Source organism: Stieleria sedimenti (genome assembly GCF_025060895.1).
In the GTDB taxonomy this organism is placed as follows: Bacteria; Planctomycetota; Planctomycetia; order Pirellulales; family Pirellulaceae; genus Stieleria; species Stieleria sedimenti.
This window is the reverse complement of record NZ_JANZKV010000079.1, coordinates 12,487-31,521: the sequence shown is the minus strand read 5'-3', so window position 1 is coordinate 31,521 and position 19,035 is coordinate 12,487. Positions and strand designations below refer to the sequence as shown.

Genomic DNA, 19,035 nt, shown 5'->3' with positions numbered 1-19,035 from the left:
CCTGACCGGAACCGGCAGAGTTTGCGGATTACCAGCCAGTTTGCCGGAAACACTGATTGTGGGCCTGCCAGCCTCTCAAAACGAACGCTGGATCTCACGACCGTGTTGAGCTTGCACCGGGCGATTGTTCGACTGCAAAATCGACTGAAACGTATGAATCAATTTCGGTCGCACGTGAATCGGATTCTTCATGACGAACCATTTGACCCCTTCGGTGCAAGGCGGTGTGGTAAACGAACCGTCGTAAGAGAAAAACTCACGAGACGTGGGCAGAAACTCGGTCGGATTCCTGCGTCCTCGATAGGCCACCATCTCACCCGTTTGACTGGGGACTTCATAAACAGGAATCGACGCCTCACTCTGCTTGTCACCCCGTGCCAACACGGCAACCACCGCCACGTCGCCGGATTCGGATTTGTGAACGAAATGGATTTCCATGTCGAATCGCTTTCCATCGATCGTATGCTCGCTGGGGACGTGCACATGAAATTGTTCCAGGGCGTATCGTTTGTCGCCCACATTGAGGAAGCTGCCCGGTGATTCGTTGTGTTGAATCGTATGACCGTTGTTCCAGGAAACAATCCGCTCGGTCTGGTAGTCGAACAGGAGTTCCGGCAGGTCAGCGGTTTGGGCGCGTCGCGAATCGATATCGATGGGCGATTGTTTCTGACCCGTTTCAGCGAGCCGATAACTCGGGTCCAGCTGGCCCCAAAACCGGGGGCCAAGGGCACCGCTGTAGCCCCAATCGGCTCGATGGTCGTGCTGATCTTTGGCAAAGTAATGGTGCGGGGCCGATGACCGCGACGATGTGGCCTCGGCATTCGGTTGCGGATAGACCTGCGACCAATCTTTTTTGATATCCACGATGGTCCAACCGCGATCGGCGGCTTCGGCGAATCCCTTGTCCAGACGCCCTACAGACGATTCGCGGTCATAAGCGTACTCGCGCTGCTGATCGGTGTGGTGAACGATCAATCCAAACCTCGCGCCCTTTCCCGCAGTCGTCCACTGCAGCATCTGTAAGTCTCCATCGGAGTTGCCAAAGGCCGCGATCGGACGACGTCCGATGAATCGGTGAATGCCGACCGGCTTGCCCGCTTTGTCATCGATGAAGTTGATCTCGGGAAGACGCACGAGCACCGGAACACCCTCGCGCACTTCATAGGTGAGTTCAATGCTCGATCCGATCACTTGCTGGGGCGGAACACCATAAACGCGTTGGGACCAGGGCCGCATGAATTCGATCCCGCCTCCGGAAACAATCCAGGTTTCGAATTGGTGTGCCCGCAAGTATTGCATCAGCTCCAACATCGGCTGAAACACCATGTCTGTGTATCGCATCCCGGTCTGTGGGTGCCGAGCGGTGTCGATCCACTGTTCCACCGTGCGTTCGAATTGGTCGGTCGTCATGCCGGCGTGGGTGGCCATCACGATTTCCAGCAGTGCGTGTTCGCCACCGGCCATCACGGTTTTCAAATCACCGTCGATCGCAGCTTTTAAAATGGGGTTGTCGTTCCATTCAGGATGCTCTGCTGCTTGCGATTTGATCCGGTCAAACGCAAACGCCAACTGGAAATAGTAGGGCTTTTCACTCCACAGCGTCCCATCGTTGTCGAAGACCGCGATCCGTTCGTCTGGCGGAACAAAGTCCGCGCCGCCTTCGCTGGTCACACGATCGACGAAGGCAACGATCGCGGATTTCGTCTCCGTGTCGTTCCAAGATGTTAGATCCTGAGCCCCGACCGGTGTCATCCACCCGATCAACAGGGCGGTTACCGGAACGATTGCCGTGAGACGACGTCGCTTGTTCATGCTGATACTGACACCTGATCGAAAATAAGTCATCGTAACTGTCGTTGATTTGAGTCGAATGGATTGAGTGCTGGAAGTGGCGAACGCAACGGAATCCCTCCGTGCCGTTGATCCACAAGTGCGCGACGGGTTTGGGTGAAAGCCGACGCCAGCTGCTTGCCCGTCCAGGGGTCCGCTGACTCGTCTTCACCAAACAGTCGCCGCGCTAAACGCTCCTGTTCACGAGAAAATGATGTGCCGTCGATCACTTCCTGCTGATGCTGGTCGATTGCTCCGGAAGATACCATGCGTTTCCACCGCAAGAGCGCCGCGTACGCTCGGTTCGCATCGTTGTCGCGACAGGCTGCCAACAGTCGTTCCGCCGCAACCGCCTCGGGATGCCCGCGCGGTACGGTCCAAGTCGGAATCCATTTCCACATCAGCGCGATGCCGATGCAAAGCGTGACCGCAGACGTCATGTACAAACCTGTCAGATTCGATTGGCGTCCCGGTTCGAGACGCGCTTGCGACGCGTCATGATTTCCCACGACGCGGATTGTCTTTCCGTCCAAAATCTCTCGCTTCAGTTCGCCAGCGTCGGCATCCCACCACACGATCGTCGTGTCGGCGAGGGTAAAGGTACCGGGGCGTTCAAACTGGTATTTCACGGTGTCGCTCCGTTCGGCCGAGGAATCGCCTCGTTCGCTGCGATCTTGCACCACCGGGTCGGCGTCGTAAACGCGGACGCCTTCTGGCGCGACGCTTGAGATCGGCGCGATCATCATCGCCGTCGTGCCGGTTGCGATTCGCTTGATCCGGCGCTCGATCACGTCACCGGCAGACAACGTGTCGACCGCGTCGGGCGACCAGCTCTGAGTGACTTGCATACTCGATGCGGTCAAAACGAAGCCCAGCCGGTCGGTGCCGGGAGGCCGCTTGGATTCAAAGGTCAACCGGGGCGTGACCCCTTCGATCGGTTCGGCCGATGAGGTGAAGGTTTTCTTTCCCGAGAACCGGACCCGGAACGCAGGAATCTCGATCGTGCCGCTGCGCTGGGTGTAGACGGTCAGCTCATGTCGCTGGGTGAAGAGCGTTTCGCCATCGATCGACTCGCTGCCGACCAACGGGCTTCCGCCCCGCATCAACACCGTCTGCGGCAGCTCGGGCAGATCGAATGCCGCCGTCCCCGAGAATGGTCCGGGTGAATAGAGTGTGATGACCAGGGAAACCGCTTCGCCCGTCCACGCCGAATCCTCCGCGAGTTGTGCCATGACCGGCTCGGCGGCTGCGACGCTTGCCGAAGCCGAACACCACCAAAATAAGCACGCAAGCAGGACGGATTGCAGATTCGTCCTACTGGGGTCGCCCGGGAGTTGCCGATCCGTTCTGCACTGACTCATCGCTCCTCCTGGGCAAGTTGGTACGCGAACTTTGCCTTGAGGAAGTCTCGTGGTTTTGTTTGCACACGTCGCAACCACAATTCTTGCATCGCCGAATCACTGAGCGGCTGCGCTGCTTTACTTTCCGTGTTTTCACCTTCCGACGATTTATTTTTGTCGAAGACGATTTCGTCGGCGCCCAGCTTTTGGTCTCCCATCTCACCACCTTCCTGGCGGATCCTGTCCGCTCGGGCGACCGCGAGATCACGATTGATCGTTGCGTCGGACCAGCCGGGGCGATGTTCCAAGGCACGATCAAATCGTTCAACCGCGGCGTCGTATTTGCCTCGCAGGATCAGACAATTACCGCGGTTGAATTCCGACTCCGCCGAACCGACTCGGGCAAAAGCCTGTTCGGCCTTTTCAAACTCTCCGGCACGATACCAAGCCACACCGATTCGCATCGGATCGCGAAACGTCCGCGCTGCCGCTTCGAACTGACCACGATTCATCAATCGTTGCCCTTGTTGGTCCGCCGTGAACCAGAGGCCGGTCCAGGTGAGCGTGCCGACAACGGCAACAACAGTCAAGAACTTCATCACGCTTGCTCCTGCGGGGAACTTCCGATCTCGCGACGAAACGTTCCTAAGACGATCGCCGCCAAAACCGGCACCAGCCACCAGCCTGCTTCTTCCCAGCGGGCTCCGTCCTCCAGGGTTGCGAGGGAACCGGACGCGCTCGTGGTTTGACGAACAAGTCGATCAATATCGCTGGAATCGGACGTGATCAGGCTGATCGCCGCATCGAGTGATCTGGCGGCTTCGTTCAATGCGTCCCACTCTGGCGAGTCGCTGCGAGCAATCGCCAAGATGAAAACCGGCCGCTTACATTGCTCGCGAAAGTCGGCGATCGTCGATGAGTTTTCCGCCACCGTATCGGCGAACACAAGGACCACTCCGCGACCCGCGCCGAGCGTGTTGTCGGCAAGCGTCAACGCCGCCGCCAGATCGTCACCCGGCTTGGGCATGATCTCCGGCCCGATCTCGGCAGCCATGCCCGCAACAACCGTGGTGTCGCGGGTGGGCGGAAGCACCAGATGCGGCGATCCGGCGTAGGCGATCAGACCGAGTGGTTGTGCCGTTCGCCGTCTTCCAAAGTCAGCGACCTTCAACCGGGCCCGTTCCATTCGGGTCGGCATCAGATCCGTCTGGTTCATCGATTCACTGGCCTTCAACACAACCATCACCGGCAGCGGTTCATCGACGAACGGGGACGGCTCCGGCTTCCAGGTTGGCCCCGCGACCGCAATCACTGCCAGCAACCAGGCGACCAGCACGGTCGTTTCGCGAGAGAGCCTTTGAGACCGATTTCCCTGTCCCACCGTCAGGGCGTCGAGCAGTTCGGGTTGCATGATCCCGCGCCAACCGCGGAGCGGATCACCCGCGGCCCGCCGGACCGACCACAGCGCGAGGGCGACGGGTATCAACACCAACCAGGCCGGCCGAATGAAGTGGAAATGGCTGAATTCGATCATGTCTCGATCACCTCCAGCTCAAAGGTGCGTGGATTGACCCGCAGCCGAGTCGCCGAGTGGGTCGCCGCATGTTTGATTCGACCGACCAGTATTCCCCACGCACACGTCGACAACGACAACAGCAGCGCGGCGGCGACGAACACGTAATACACGTCACGTCGGGGTTGATGCCGCGCCGTTTTCACCTCACGCGTTTCGATCTCATCGAGTCGCTGATAGACAGTTGAAAGTTCGGCACGATTGAGTGCCAAGAACATCTCGCCGTTCGTCGTTTCGGCAACCGAACGCAATTCGTCTTCGTCGATTTTCTCTTCACCGACGGTGGAGGGGTCACCCATCGCAATGGTGTGGATCGTGATCTTGCGATCACGAGCGATGCGGGCGGCTTCAGTCGGCGGCACCGAGCTGGCATTGTCGTTGCCGTCGGTCAACGCGATCATCGTCTTGGCGGGAGCGTCGCTGTGTTTGAACAATTCGATCCCCAAACCGATTGCATCCCCGAGCGCGGTTCTCGGACCCGCCATCCCGACATCGGTTTCCTCTAACAGTCGTCTGGACAATTCCAGGTCCGTGCTAAATGGCACCTGCAGAAACGGCGAGTTCCCGAACACAACCAACGCGACCCGATCGCCTTGGCGACGCACCAAGAAATCACCGAGCACCTCTTTCACCGCCGTGAGTCGATCCACCGTTTCGTCGTCGGCATTCGTAAAGTCCTGCTGCTGCATCGAACCGGACAGATCGACCAGCATCAACAGATCCCGCGTCGCAATGGATCGCTCGATCGGTGGTTCCAACACCTGAGGCCTGGCCGACGCGACGACGATCAGAGTCCAGACAGATCCTTTCAACAGGTAACTTGCTCGCTGTTCCGGTTTCGAACTCTCACCTGACTGACCCTGTGCAGCAGCGAGTCGCGTCAAAAACGGAACACGCACCGCCGGACTCGATCTGCTGCGCGGAGGGACAAACCAACGCACCGCCAACGGCAACGGCAGCAAAAGCAAGAGCCATGGATGGGCGAATCCCAACATCATGCTGATCCGTCGCGTTGTTCCAGGGGCCGCCCGTGGCGTTTGATCCACGCGATCGCAAACGGTCGGAGTTCTGATTCGCCGTCGGACCGCTGCGATCGGAAAACACCGGTCGTCAGGCACTCCGATATTTCCCGTGTCAGCGAGAGCCCCGACGTGTCGGCGAGCCATTGACACCAGCGGGCGCCCGACAGGCGAGCCACTTCGGTGCGTGGGAACGCCACCAGTGCCGTGCGTTTCAAAACTTGTGAAATCGCGGCGCTGTCGACCGCCGCTTCGACTTCCTTGATGGCAATTCGGCGATACACGTTCGATCGCCAGTCGCGGATCGCGTCAATCGTGTAGATCGCTACGCCGATCAACGCCGCCCCCAGCAACACCCACCACCCGACCGCCGGCGGCCACCACGAGACGGCGACCGGCTCGGCAATGTCACGCAAGTGATCCAGGCTCGTCGCGTCTGAGTTCATCGCCGCCTCCCAAACGCGGCCAACACCTGGTCGACCACTGCGTCATGCGTGCAGATCGGAAGGATCGGTATGCGAATCGATGCCAATCGCTCCCGCAAGTGGTCACAGCGACGTTGAAACTGGTCACGATAACGCTCGGCAAAGCGATTGCCGGGCGCTATCGATAGTCGCCGCCGGCCGTCGCTCGCCGGAAAACCAGAACCGGCGTTTAGGTCAGCACCGAGAGGGTCATAGACGAGCGCGGCGAGTACGTCGTTGTGAGCCGCCAATCGCGTCGCGAATCGATGTGTGGATGGATCGTCACCTTCATAGTCTGTGACCAGCACCACTAAATGGTCGTGCTTGGCAACGTTCGATGCACGCCGCAGCGCTTCATTGAGCATCGACGGATTTGAAACACGCTCCGCGGTGAGTTGGCCGTTGATCCGTACGATTTCGTGGAGGATTCGCAATACGTTTTGACGACTGCGCTGCGGTTTGATTTCGACGATCTCGTCGTCGTCAAAGACGATGGCGCCGACGCGATCGCCGGCGTCAAGTGTCCTCCAGGCGGACAACGCAACCAGCTCGGCCGCGGTCGTCGCTTTGGTCGTTCGCGCGCTGCCAAAAAACATGCTCACGCGTTGGTCCACGACCAGCAACACCGGCCGCTCGCGTTCTTCGGTGTACACTCGCACGTGCGGTTTTCGCAGTCGGGCGGTCGCTTTCCAATCCATCGTGCGGATGTCATCACCGGGGCGGTAATCACGCAGTTCCTCGAAGGTCAGCCCACGGCCCCGTAACCGCGATGCATGCCGCCCGCTCAGCAGACTGTGCACCGGTTGCCGGGGCAGCAAGGAAAACTCGCGTGCGTCAAATTGCAGACGTACCAGTTGTTCGAGTGTGGGGTGAATCATGTCCTCGTGCTCCACGTTACCCCACGGCGACTCGTTCCAAGATTGCGTCGATGATCTCCTCGCGTGACTTGCCTTCGGCTTCGGCTTCGTAGGACAGATGAACACGATGGGATAAGCAGGCCGGCGCGACCGACTGGACGTCTTCGGGTGACACATAATCCTGACCGCGGAGCCACGCGTGGGCGCGCGCCGCGGCATCGAGTGCGATCGTTCCGCGTGGACTGGCGCCGACGTCAATCCAATCGGCGAGCTGTTGGTCGTATTGCTCCGGCTGGCGAGTTGCGATCACAAGATCGACGATGTAACGGGCCGCCGTCTCGGACACGTGCACCGCGTTGACTTCGCGGCGAGCTGCAAACACCGTGTCTTGTGAAATGGATTCGGGCGTCGCTGGTGAATCACCGACATTTTCCGATCGAACCAATTTCAAAATCGCCAATTCGTTGGCGGCAGGCGGGTACGGTACTTTCACGTACATCAGGAATCGATCCATCTGGGCTTCCGGCAGCGGATAGGTCCCCTCCTGTTCGATCGGATTTTGGGTAGCGAGCACCAAGAACAGCGGGGGCAAGGGATGGGTCGTTCCGGCCACCGTGACTTGACGTTCTTCCATCGCTTCAAGGAGAGCGGCTTGAACCTTTGCCGGCGCTCGATTGATTTCGTCGGCCAAAATCAGGTTTCCGAAAATGGGACCCGGTTGAAATTCAAAGGTACCGTTCTGCTCGCGATAAATTTCCGATCCGGTGACGTCCGACGGCAGCAGATCAGGCGTGAATTGGACGCGACGAAAGTCGCTTTGAATCAGCGTCGACAACGTTTTGATCGACCGTGTCTTGGCGGTGCCCGGCAACCCTTCCATCAGCACGTTGCCGTTGGCCAACAGTGCGATGATCAACCGTTGCACGACCGTCTCCTGCCCGATGATCGCAGCCTTCATTGATTCAGAGACTTGAAGAAACGCTTCTCTTGTCGTCATGTCATTTGGCATCGCTTCAAGGGATCCGCACTCAGTTGTTTGGCCCTGAGCCTTCTTGCAAGGCGTTCAGCACGTCATCGAGAGCGAAGCTGCCGGGCTTTTGACGCGGCGGGAATTCCTTGTACGATTCCAAGTGTTTGGCGACAAAGGTTTGTGCCGGGACGAAAGCGAAAGCGCGATCGAATCGCCAGCCATCGTACTGGTACGCCTCGTGGTCGGCCCGCTCAAACGGGTCGGTGCGGAGGCAAAACAATTTCGGCAATCGCAGCGTGACGAAGGGTTCTTGCCAGACGTCAAAACCGTGCGCCCGCTGTTCTTGGAAGACCATCTTCCATCGACCGTACCGCAGCGCACACAGACTGCCACCATCGGTCCAGTAGAAGAACTCTTTCCGCGGCCACTCTTCGACCTCGCCGGTCAGTCCGGGCAACAGGTTGTAACCGTCCAGGTGAACCTTGTAGGTTCGGCCGATTGCTTGGTGACCCTTCAACAGTTTTTCTTTGACATCCGGCTCGCCGGCGGCAGCCAGAATGGTCGGCAGCATGTCTTCATGCGAACAGATGTTGTTGTTGATCGTCCCCGGCTTGATTTTGCCGGGCCATCGCATCACACAGGGGACGCGGTAGGCGCCTTCCCAGTTGGAATTCTTTTCATTGCGAAACGGTGTGGTGCCACCATCCGGCCAGGTAAAACACTCCGCACCGTTGTCGGTCGAATACATCACCAGCGTGTTTTCGGTTAACCCGAGTTCGTCAAGCTTGTCGAGCACTTGCCCGACGTGACCGTCATGTTCCACCATACCGTCGGCATAGACGCCCAGTCCCGTTTTTCCCTCGGATTCCTTCTTCAGGTGCGTCCAGACGTGCATCCGGGTTGAATTCCACCACAGAAAGAATGGCTTGTCTGCTTTCTTGGCGCGTTCCATGAAATCCAGTGCACCCGCAGTGACTTCTTCGTCGACCGTTTCCATCCGTTTGATGGTCAACGGACCGGTGTCTTCGATCCTGCCGTCGGCACTGGACTTGATCACGCCGCGTGGACCGAACTTCTTTTTAAACTCGGGATCCTTTGGATAATCCGGATGTTCCGGTTCTTGTTCGGCGTTCAAGTGATACAGGTTTCCATAAAACTCGTCGAACCCATGATTGGACGGCAGGTGCTCATCGCGGTCACCCAAGTGGTTCTTGCCGTACTGCGCGGTCATGTAGCCGTGGTTCTTCAGCAAGCCGGCGATGGTCGGATCCAATGTCGACATCCCTTCCTTGGCACCCGGCAAACCGACCTTTAACAATCCGGTCCGGAATCCACTTTGCCCGGTGATGAACGTCGAACGGCCGGCGGTGCAACTGTTTTGTCCATACCAGTCGGTCATCCGCACGCCTTCTCGGGCGATCCGATCGATGTTGGGCGTTTGGTAACCCATCATGCCGCTGTTGTAGCAACTGGGATTGTTCCAGCCGACATCGTCGCCCCAAATCACCAAGATATTCGGTTTGTCGGCGGCGTGGGTGAAACTCGTGAACGACAGTATCGCAACCATGACGGAAGTCATGATCAACCTGGAAGCCTGCAGCATCGGTGGACCTTGTCAATTAGGAATAGATTGTCAATTACGAGTAGATCGTGCATCACACAATCATTTTCGCCTGACGCGAAGAGAGACGGATTATAACCAATGGGCAACCGTGCGTTTGGAGGTTCCCCCGATCGTGAATCCGATTGATCAGGAATCCATGAAAACGGGGGCCTGTGGCAAAATGCAGCACCCTGACGAAACGCATTAGCGGTTCGTGACGTGAAGATTGGAGAAAAGGTGAACGAGACAAATTATCAACGCGCAATGAAACGGCCGAGTCTGACCGTGCTGATTTCGGCCGGACTGGTGCTCGGGCTGGCCTGGGGATTGTTTTTTGGCGAGGACGGCGCCGGAATCAAGTGGATTGGCGACGTCTACGTCGGGCTTCTTCAAATGACGGTTCTGCCGTACATCGGGCTTGCCCTGACCTGCAACATCGGCCGCCTCTCTGCCGGCCAAGGCGGCCGGCTTGTCCGGGTCTCGTTTCTCACGATGGCTCTGCTTTGGGTCGTTGGATTGTTGACGCTGATCGTGATGCGTTTCTCATTTCCGGCGTGGGATGGCGGCTCTTTTTACACGGCAAGCATCGTGGAAAAGCCGGCAAATCCTGATTGGCTGCGGCTATTCATTCCCTCGAACCCCTTTTGGTCGCTGACCCATAATCTTGTGCCCGCGGTCGTGGTGTTCTCGATCGGATTGGGCATTGCGATCGTCCCGATCAGCAACAAGGAAGTATTGTTGGAGAAAGTGGATGTACTGATCGAGGGATTCAGTCGACTGAACAAGTTAATCGTGCGCACGACGCCGATCGGGATTTTCGCCGTTGTCGGACACACGGCCGGCACAATTTCCTTGGAACAATTCGCGCTGCTGCAGGGATACCTCTTGGTCTACGGCGCGGCGGCGCTTTTGCTGAGCCTCTGGATTCTGCCAGCACTGATCGCATGTCTGACTCCGTTCTCACAGCGTGAGGTCTTGGCCGCCTCGCGTGACGCAATGCTCACGGCGTTCGTGATCGGAAATACGTTTGTCGTGCTGCCGATGATTATCGAATCGGTGAAGCAGTTGATGGAGAAGCATCGACTGGCTTTGGCAGACACTTCTCACACGCCGGACTTCAGCGTCCAGCTGGCGTATCCATTTCCAGACATCGGACGCATCGTGAGTATCGTCTTTCTGCCTTTCGCGGCTTGGTTCTACGGGATGCAAATCGATTACTCCGTCGTGCCGCAGTTACTTGGCACGGGATTTGTCGGTGCGTTCGCGAAACCGATCGTGACAATCCCGTTGTTGTTGGACCTGGCAGAGATACCGGCTGATGTTTTTAATCTGTTTCTAGCCGTCGGAGCGATCGCTGGTCGTTTCGGCGATCTCATGAAAGTCATGCATTTGTTCACCTTCGCGATCCTGACGGCATGCTACCTGTCAGGCACGGCAAGGCTCGACCTGACGCGATCGCTGACACGTGGATTGACGACGGCGATCGTCCTCGCCGTGACCGTGGTGTCAATTCGAACTTATCTGATCCGTTCGTTCCAAGACAGATACAGTCGTGAGAGGTTGGTGACCGCGCGCCAGCTGTTGGGGACGCCCGTGCCGGCGAAGATCCTGGAACGCTCGGAACCCGCTCCGGTTCCGCTCCTCGAGGGTGAGGATCGCATGGATCGCATCTCCCGTCGCGGCCTGATTCGGATCGGCGTCGACACGGACAGAATGCCGTTTGCCTACTTCAACGAAGACCGTCGACTGGTCGGATTCGATATCGATATGGCACATCAACTGGCGCGCGACTTGGAGGTGAGCATCGAATTCGTTCCGTTTTCCGGAGACATCATCGAGCCTCTACGCGGCGACCACTTTGACGTCGCGATGTCGGGGCTGGAAGGAACAATCAAGCGGGCCAGAGAGTTGCCCGACATGGAATCTTACATGGAGGTCACTCGCGCCATGATTGTTCCTGATAGTCGCCGCGGGCAATTCAGTTCCCTGCGCCGGATGGCGAAGGAACTTTCGGGCCGCGACCCACTGCGGGTCGGCATCGTCGCTGGGAGTATCCAATCCGAGTTGACCAGTATCGATCAGGGTTTGGGAACGGGGGCGGGAGCTGTCAAGCGGCTGGGACTGATGGGCAACGTAAAAATCGTCACGCTCGTCAACGAGAGCGAGTTCTTCGAGAGCCGGCCACCGGTCGCCGATATCTTGATGACCAGCGCCGAGCAAGGTTCCGCTTGGACCCTGAAGTACCCGCACTATTCGGTCGCTAAACCGGAAGGATGGGACGCCCGCTCGTCTTTGACATACTTTGTTCCCGAAGAATCTCGATTCGAAGAATTCATGAGCGGTTGGCTGAAACTAAAAAAACTCAACGGAACGGTACAGCAACTCTACGATTATTGGATTCTGGGTGTTGACCCAAAAGCATCGCCGCCCCGTTGGTGTATTAATCGCGACGTCTTGGGCTGGGTGGATTAGCACAGCCGTTCGCGACAGGGTGAGTCAAGCATTGACTCAGCTGCGGACGATCAGCCGATGCAACTCGGCGGGGTCGCCGGCGGCCAGAATGCGTTCCCGCTGCGATTCGGTACCAATCAGCCGCGCGATGTAGGAGAGACTGGCCAGGTGTTCGTCGGGCTGGCCGGCGGGACTGAGCAACATGAACACGATTTCGATCGGCAACTCGGTCAGCGGACAGAACAATGGACTCGTCGGACGCGCGACCATCAACGTCGCATGATCCACGGCAGTGGACCAGGTGTGCGGCAACGCGATCCCATGGCCGAGCAGGCTGGTGTAGTCCTCCTCGCGGCGCCAGATCTCGACCAGCATCTGCTCCGGGTCGATGCCGGGAAGCTGATTTCGCAGGTGGTACAGCATCTCACGATAGAGTTCGCGGAGATCGGTTTGCGCGGAGAAGATGACGTTCTCCCGGGTGAGTGGCAGGACACTCGTTTCTTGTTCCCCTCGGGGATCGTACACCAGCCATTCGACGTCGTCGTCATCCAGCTCGCGAGCGTCTCCGGGCACCACCCTGCCATCACGCACCGTCATCAAGACGTTCTCGGGTTCCGGCAACGCATCCGTCGCGCGCAGCCGAATATCCAGCGGTGGTGGTTCGCTGTTGGGGTGCATCCAATGGTTCAGTGGCAATTCAGTCCAAACCCGTTGGCCGACCAACAGGTGTTCGTTGTTCGCGGTTTGATAGCCGGACTTCTCCCAGCGAAACAACGTTGCCTCTTCCAGTAATTCGGACCAGCGGCGACACAACATCCGGTTGAGATCTGCGTTGGCGGTCAGTGCCAGCAGATTCCCGCATCGATAGAACGCGGCATACTTTTCCGGTGTCACTTGCATCGCGTCTTCGTTGATGGCGACCAATCCGTCGCGTTCGGCCGCCCGCACCTCACGGGCGTTGGTGTCGATCAACACGACATCCACGCCGTGTCGGGTAAAGAACTTTGCGACTTCACGCCCCAGTGCATGCGCCCCGACGATGATCCACCCGGTCGGCACCGGACGGACAACACCCAGCCAACGTCCGACCGATCCGGCCGTGAACCCTTGCACCACGACGGTTCCGGCGATGACCGAATACGTAAAGGACTCGAGAAAGACCGCGTTTTCGATCCCCCGCCGACGCAATTCCAGCGCGAAGAGCGACGCCATCGAGGCGGCCACGATCCCGCGGGGGGCGATCCAACACAGAAACAGTTTCTCTTTCAACGTCAGCACGCTTTGACTCGTCGACAGAAAGATGTTGAGCGGCCTGACGAGTAGCATGATCCCGACGACGGCGAGTATCAGATTCCAGCCGAATGCGACGAACGCACGCAGTTCCAAATTGGCCGCCAACAAAACGAACAACAGCCCGATCGCAAAGTCTTTCAGCTCGATCTTGTAACTGACGATCTCACGCAACTGTGGCGTCTTGCGGCTGCCGAGGACCAGACCGGCGACCGTCACGCTCAGCAATCCGCTTTCACCGATCGCCAGATCGGCCATGGCAAAGTTCAACATCGCCATCGCGAGGACGAAGATGTTGGTTTGCCCTTTGCCGATCCATTGGCGTCGCAGCAGAAAGTCCATCAGGAAACCGAACGCAACCCCGAACACCACTCCGACGGCAAACCGCAACACAAAGTCTTTGACGACCAATTGCTGCGTGCCATCGGTACTCACATAGAATTCGAAACTCAACAACGCCAGGAACACGCCGATCGGATCGATCAGAACGCCCTCCCAGTGAAGGATGTGATGCAGTTTGGACTGCACCCGGATCCGATGCAGCAGCGGGCCGATCACGGTGGGCCCGGTCACGATCACCAGGCTGGCCGCGAGCACGCAGAAGGCGATGTCAAATCCAAAGATCAATCGCAACAGGACCGCCGTTCCGATCCAGGTGACCAGCACACCGATCGTCAAGACGCGGCAGATTTCCTGACTGACGGTCCGGTACCCGCGCAAGTCGAGCGTCAAACCGCCTTCGAATAGGATGATCGCCACGGCCAGTGACACGATCGTCCGAAGTCCGTCACCGAGTGCACTGGGATCGACCAGCCCCAACACTTCGGGACCGGCCATGATCCCGCCGAGGAGCAACAGCACGATCGGGGAGGTCCGCAAGTAGGACGCCACCGTGAACAGGCACACGCCCAGCGCAGCGGCCAGCGTGAAGCTCGTCAAGATTTCGTTGGTATGCATCCAGCCTCCTGCGCCCCACCATGATCTCGATTGCGACGCAACTGCTCAAAACCACTTCAGGGCGAGACGACAGCCCGGGATGAGGCGTCGATATTGCCGCTACACGTTTGCTTGATGTGAGGCTTGCGAGTTGACCGTATGATCCGTCATGAAATCAATTTCGCCCGTTTTTACATCATAAAGCGCACCGACGACCATCGCTTCGCCGGTTTCGACCGCTTGGCGGATGGCCTGGCTGCGGTCCATGATCTCGCGGACCGTGCGTTGCACGTTTTTCCGCGCAACCGAGTCGATACAGGCGTCCTTGGCCTCCGGCGTCATGCTGCTGATGCCACGACACTCGTCGGGATCGATCACTTGCTGGATCTCCGACACGATGGAGTGCAGGTGGCCGCAACCACTGGCCTGCTCGACATCCGTTCCATCTTCAAACAGCTCCACCGACGACGTGACCGCGCCGCAGCGGGTATGGCCGAGCACGACGACCAGTTTCGCGCCGGCGACCGCGACGCCATATTCCATGCTCCCCAAAGACTTGGTGCCGATGATGTTGCCGGCCACCCGCACGCTAAAGATGTCGCCGATGCCGAGATCAAACACCAGTTCGGCGGGAACGCGCGAGTCGATGCAGCTGAGCACCACGGCCAGCGGGCTTTGACCCGTCGCCGTCGCCCCCACCTGACGACCGAAATCGCGAGTGATGCGGTGTCCACTGCGGAAACGCTCGTTGCCGTCACGCAAAATCTTTAGCACCTGATCCGGCGTGATGCGACTTTGAAGCTCTCGTGTCGAATAGTCCGCGAACTGGATGTCATCGTGAAGTTCATACTTCTCTCGAAATCCGCGCAGGCTGACGCTGACACCGCGGGCGGGTCCGATGTCGTTTTTGAAATCACGAATCAGACTCAGAATATCGGGGTCGATGTAATCCGAACCCGAAGCGTCGATCAACAGCTTGGTCCCGCGGGCCGAACTGGTAAACAATTTGTCCAACGCGGCACGGTTTAAAAAGCTGACTTGATCGGCCAATTCGATGTGAATGATGTCGCCATCGAGATGGGTCTCGACCACCCGGCGGATCGGGCGACGCAGGTTGCTGTTGAGGATGAATAACACACTGATCATCAATCCGATCAGAATGCCGATCAGCAAGTCCGTCAACACGATGGCCAAGACCGTCGAGATGAACGGGATGAATTGATAACGACCCTCCTTCCACATCTGCGCGAACAATTGCGGGCTGGCGAGTTTGAATCCCGTCACCAACAGAATCGCCGCCAACGCGCTCAGCGGGATCATGTTCAGATAGACCGGGAACAGACCGACGCAAACCAACAGCAAGACGCCGTGGAAAATCGTCGACAACTTCGATTTGGCTCCCGAGTTGACGTTCACGCTACTGCGGATGATCACCGACGTCACCGGAATCCCACCGATCAACCCGGCCGCGACGTTGCCGACCCCTTGCGCCAGAAGCTCGCGACTGGGCGGAGAACTACGGCGTTGCGTGTCGAGCTTGTCGGTTGCTTCTAAGTTCAGCAACGATTCCAGTGAGGCGACGATGGCGATCGTGATCCCGCCGATGTAGACCGCGGGGTTGGCCCATTGGGAGAAATCGGGCATCCGCAAAAAACTGCCGAACTCCGTGAAGCTTTCCGCCACCGGAATTTGGACCAAGTGCGTCACGCCGATCGCCCAGGCGTCGCCGAACCCGGCAAACAGAGCTTGGAGTGCGACGCCGACCAACACCACCACCAACGGACCCGGGATGATTGAGTTCTTCAGCGGTTTCGTCCGATCCCAAAACAACAGCAGGCCGAGCGAGAGGAGTCCGACCACGGCGGCACCGAAGTGCAAATCGCCGGTGATCAGCGTGTAAAGTTCTGAGAACGTGTTTTGCTCATCCGGCTGCGAGAATGACATTTCCCCTTCCGGATCAGTATCGTGACCGAACAGGTGGGGGATCTGTTTCAAGATCAGGATCACCCCGATCGCAGCCAATAGCCCCTTGATCACGCTCGAGGGGAAAAACGCGGAGAGTGCCCCCGCCTTGGCGATGCCCAACCCGATTTGGATCAAGCCGCCGACGACGACCGCGAGCAAGAACGCATCGAAGCTGCCCAGATTCGCGATCTGCGTCGACACCACCGCCGTCAAACCGGCCGCCGGCCCGCTGACGCTGGTGTGCGATCCGCTCAGCGATCCGACCACGATCCCGCCAACGATCCCAGCGATCAGACCGGAAAACAACGGTGCACCGGACGCCAGCGCGATCCCCAGGCACAACGGAAGTGCCACCAGAAACACCACAATGGACGCCGTGAAGTCACGGAGAAGATTGGTCGGTGCGAGTATCGAATTGGATGAGTCATCCATCGTCCAGTTGTTCTCCATCGATCTTGAAACGAATCCTTCGCGCAATCGTGCGACGTGCGCACGGCCAAGCGGACCTTCGCAAAGCAAAGGTCGGGCCGACTCGCTCGGGCCGGTCCGAAGGCACCCTGGAATACCCTTGCAATCCTACTGGAATTCCGTCCCACGTGCAGACCGATCGTCGATTTCCGAGCCGATCGCAGCGCGGAATCGGTCTAATGTTTGTTCAGACTGTCGAATTTCAGTCGCGCTGACTGGTTTTCGCCACCGGCCGGCTGCACGGGCTGGATACACCGGCCGGTTGCACTGCTCGCTGAACTGCTCGCTGAACCGCTCGCCAGACAAGACGAGCCAGGAAACGCAATCGGGTCGCGGTGGGTGCTCGGAGACCCATGGCTCGGAAACCCCCAACCGCAACGTTGTGAGGCATTTTTTAGCGGTAGGGCGCGAGCCCTCCGGTGTTTGGGCATAGATGCGGAACCGGAGGGCTGGCGCCCTGCCGCTAACACCTTAAGAACCACAGGAAAAATGCTTCACAGCGTTGCCCCAAACGATTCGGCACCAAAAAAGCGTCGCAAACAAACGATCCAGCGCTTCCCGGGCACAGCGTTTGCCAACAGGCGATCGGACGTGTCGCGCGTACAGCAGGAACAACCCTTGCGGGTTTTTCTTCAGCCACTCCATCGACGTCACACAGCCAACCGACTGCGCTCGAATTCCCGATGATCTGGCTGAATTCCATGCACCTCACGAGACCGATTCCATGAAGTTGCGCGACAAGATTGGTTGCTTTCTGCCCATCACCGGATGCATCCTGTTGTGTTTGGGCATTTCGGGTGCGTGGTACGTCATTGAAATCCAGAAACAGAATTCACGCCTGCTGGACATCAACGTTGCCAGCATCCGCTGCGCCGAGGAATTGGAATTGATCGCTCGTGAGATGCGACATGAGCTGGATCGCTTTCTGTTGACGATGGATCGCAACTACCTCGTCAGGGCGGCGGAAAAGCAGGACAAGGCCAACGCGTGGCTGTCCAAGGCGCGTCAACTTTCCGCGACCGACCAGGAGCGAGCATTCGTCGCCGATCTTGAGCAACGATTGGAAAAGTACTTTGAACAACTGCATCAGTTGATCGATGACCCGGACAGGGCGATTTCGTCCGAGGTGGTCGATCGGTTGGAAGAGAAAACGCTTTCCGAGCAAATCTTGGTCGCCGCCCACAACTACCTGAAGTTCAACGAGTCGGAGCTGGAACAGAGCAATCAAGAAAACCAACGTCTGGCCCAGAAGCTGGCCATGGTGATGGTGTTTTTGGGTATCTGTGGTGCCATCGCCGGACTGGAAGCCGGCTACGGTGTCGCCCAAGCCATCAACCGAACGATGTTCATGCTGTCGGTCCCGATCCGTGACGTGGCGGGCAAGCTCGAAACCGTCGTCGGACCCGTCGAAGTCTCCGCGGACCCCAGCCTGCGCGATCTGCAACGGGTGCTCGAGACCGTTTCCTCGCGCGTCGGTTCGGTCGTTGAACAGTTGCATCAACGGCATCAAGAAATCGTCCGGGCGGATCAGTTGGCGGCGGTCGGAAAACTGGCGGCCGGTCTGGCACACGAATTGCGCAACCCGTTGATGTGCATGAAGACCCTGGTGCAATCCGCCAGACGCAACCCGGATTCGGGCGGCTTGAATGCCACCGACATCGCCGTCCTCGATGAGGAGATCACGCGGGTCGATAGTCTGCTGCAAACGTTCCTCGATTTCGCTCGGCCCTCGGAACCACAATTCTGTCTCGTCGAGCTTTCTCCGATCGTGCGTCAAACCGTGGACCTGGTCGCAAGCCGCGCCGAAACACGAGACATTCAGATCGACTGTCACCTTCCCTGCTCATCCGCTCAGGTCCGCGGCGACGCCATGCAGTTGCGACAGGTATTACTCAATTTGCTGCTCAACGCCTTGGATGCGGTGCCCACAGAGGGCCGAATTACCGTTACGGTCGAACGGATCGGCCGCGACGATGTTCCGCACGCACCGCCGAATCGGCTGACCGAGTGGGTATGCTTGAGCGTCGCCGACGATGGTTGCGGAATGCCCGCCGACCAGCGTGACCGAGACCGCATATTCGAACCATTTTTCAGCACCAAAGATCCAGGTCTGGGGCTCGGTTTGGCGATCTCCCAACGCATCATCGACGCACACGACGGCCAGTTGCTGGCCGAAGATCGCCCCGAAGGCGGCACGGTCGTCAAGGTGATCCTGCCGCTCCCATCCTCCGTCTCGCAACCCCGCTTCAACGGACATCGCTAACCCTTT

General features: G+C 58.4%; 13 protein-coding genes. 2 read left to right on the top strand and 11 right to left on the bottom strand.

Annotation, left to right across the window (positions count from 1 at the left end; genetic code table 11):
• Positions 1-75: 75 nt before the first annotated feature.
• From NZK35_RS11970 to NZK35_RS11930, 9 genes are all read right to left on the bottom strand, one after another.
• Positions 76-1,845: a carbonic anhydrase family protein gene (locus NZK35_RS11970; RefSeq protein WP_259632767.1), complete on the bottom strand. Its 1,770-nt coding sequence runs from the start codon at positions 1,843-1,845 to the stop codon at positions 76-78.
• Positions 1,842-3,062, bottom strand: coding sequence for a BatD family protein (locus tag NZK35_RS11965; protein WP_259632766.1), 1,221 nt, complete (start codon positions 3,060-3,062; stop codon positions 1,842-1,844). The genes NZK35_RS11970 and NZK35_RS11965 overlap by 4 nt, the downstream gene beginning before the upstream one ends.
• Before the next feature lie 125 nt (positions 3,063-3,187).
• Positions 3,188-3,769, bottom strand: a complete 582-nt coding sequence (locus NZK35_RS11960) for a tetratricopeptide repeat protein (protein ID WP_259632765.1) — start codon at positions 3,767-3,769, stop codon at positions 3,188-3,190.
• Entirely contained in the window at positions 3,769-4,704 is a 936-nt protein-coding gene (locus tag NZK35_RS11955) for a VWA domain-containing protein (RefSeq protein WP_259632764.1), read from the bottom strand. Before NZK35_RS11955 ends, NZK35_RS11960 begins: the two co-directional genes overlap by 1 nt.
• Positions 4,701-5,642: a VWA domain-containing protein gene (locus NZK35_RS11950; RefSeq protein WP_259632763.1), complete on the bottom strand. Its 942-nt coding sequence runs from the start codon at positions 5,640-5,642 to the stop codon at positions 4,701-4,703. Before NZK35_RS11950 ends, NZK35_RS11955 begins: the two co-directional genes overlap by 4 nt.
• Before the next feature lie 95 nt (positions 5,643-5,737).
• Entirely contained in the window at positions 5,738-6,208 is a 471-nt protein-coding gene (locus tag NZK35_RS11945; protein ID WP_259632762.1) for a DUF4381 domain-containing protein, read from the bottom strand.
• Positions 6,205-7,104 (bottom strand): DUF58 domain-containing protein, encoded by a 900-nt coding sequence (locus tag NZK35_RS11940; RefSeq protein WP_259632761.1) that lies wholly within the window; start codon positions 7,102-7,104, stop codon positions 6,205-6,207. Before NZK35_RS11940 ends, NZK35_RS11945 begins: the two co-directional genes overlap by 4 nt.
• 16 nt (positions 7,105-7,120) lie before the next feature.
• Positions 7,121-8,080 (bottom strand): AAA family ATPase, encoded by a 960-nt coding sequence (locus NZK35_RS11935; RefSeq protein WP_259632796.1) that lies wholly within the window; start codon positions 8,078-8,080, stop codon positions 7,121-7,123.
• A gap of 31 nt (positions 8,081-8,111) precedes the next feature.
• Positions 8,112-9,632 carry an arylsulfatase gene (locus NZK35_RS11930; RefSeq protein WP_259632760.1) on the bottom strand — a complete coding sequence of 507 codons (1,521 nt, stop codon included), beginning with the start codon at positions 9,630-9,632 and terminating at the stop codon, positions 8,112-8,114.
• 288 nt (positions 9,633-9,920) lie between these two features.
• Between NZK35_RS11930 and NZK35_RS11925 the strand changes: the two genes are divergently transcribed.
• Positions 9,921-12,128: a cation:dicarboxylate symporter family transporter gene (locus NZK35_RS11925; RefSeq protein WP_259632759.1), complete on the top strand. Its 2,208-nt coding sequence runs from the start codon at positions 9,921-9,923 to the stop codon at positions 12,126-12,128.
• Positions 12,129-12,164: 36 nt separating this feature from the next.
• Here the strand turns inward: NZK35_RS11925 and NZK35_RS11920 are convergent, their stop codons facing one another.
• Both NZK35_RS11920 and NZK35_RS11915 read right to left on the bottom strand, forming a co-directional pair.
• Positions 12,165-14,354, bottom strand: a complete 2,190-nt coding sequence (locus NZK35_RS11920) for a cation:proton antiporter domain-containing protein (protein ID WP_259632758.1) — start codon at positions 14,352-14,354, stop codon at positions 12,165-12,167.
• 99 nt (positions 14,355-14,453) lie between these two features.
• Positions 14,454-16,730: a SulP family inorganic anion transporter gene (locus NZK35_RS11915; protein WP_259632757.1), complete on the bottom strand. Its 2,277-nt coding sequence runs from the start codon at positions 16,728-16,730 to the stop codon at positions 14,454-14,456.
• Positions 16,731-17,490: 760 nt separating this feature from the next.
• On the opposite strand from NZK35_RS11915, the gene NZK35_RS11910 reads away from it, so the two are divergent.
• Positions 17,491-19,029, top strand: a complete 1,539-nt coding sequence (locus NZK35_RS11910) for an ATP-binding protein (protein ID WP_259632756.1) — start codon at positions 17,491-17,493, stop codon at positions 19,027-19,029.
• Positions 19,030-19,035 lie beyond the last annotated feature (6 nt).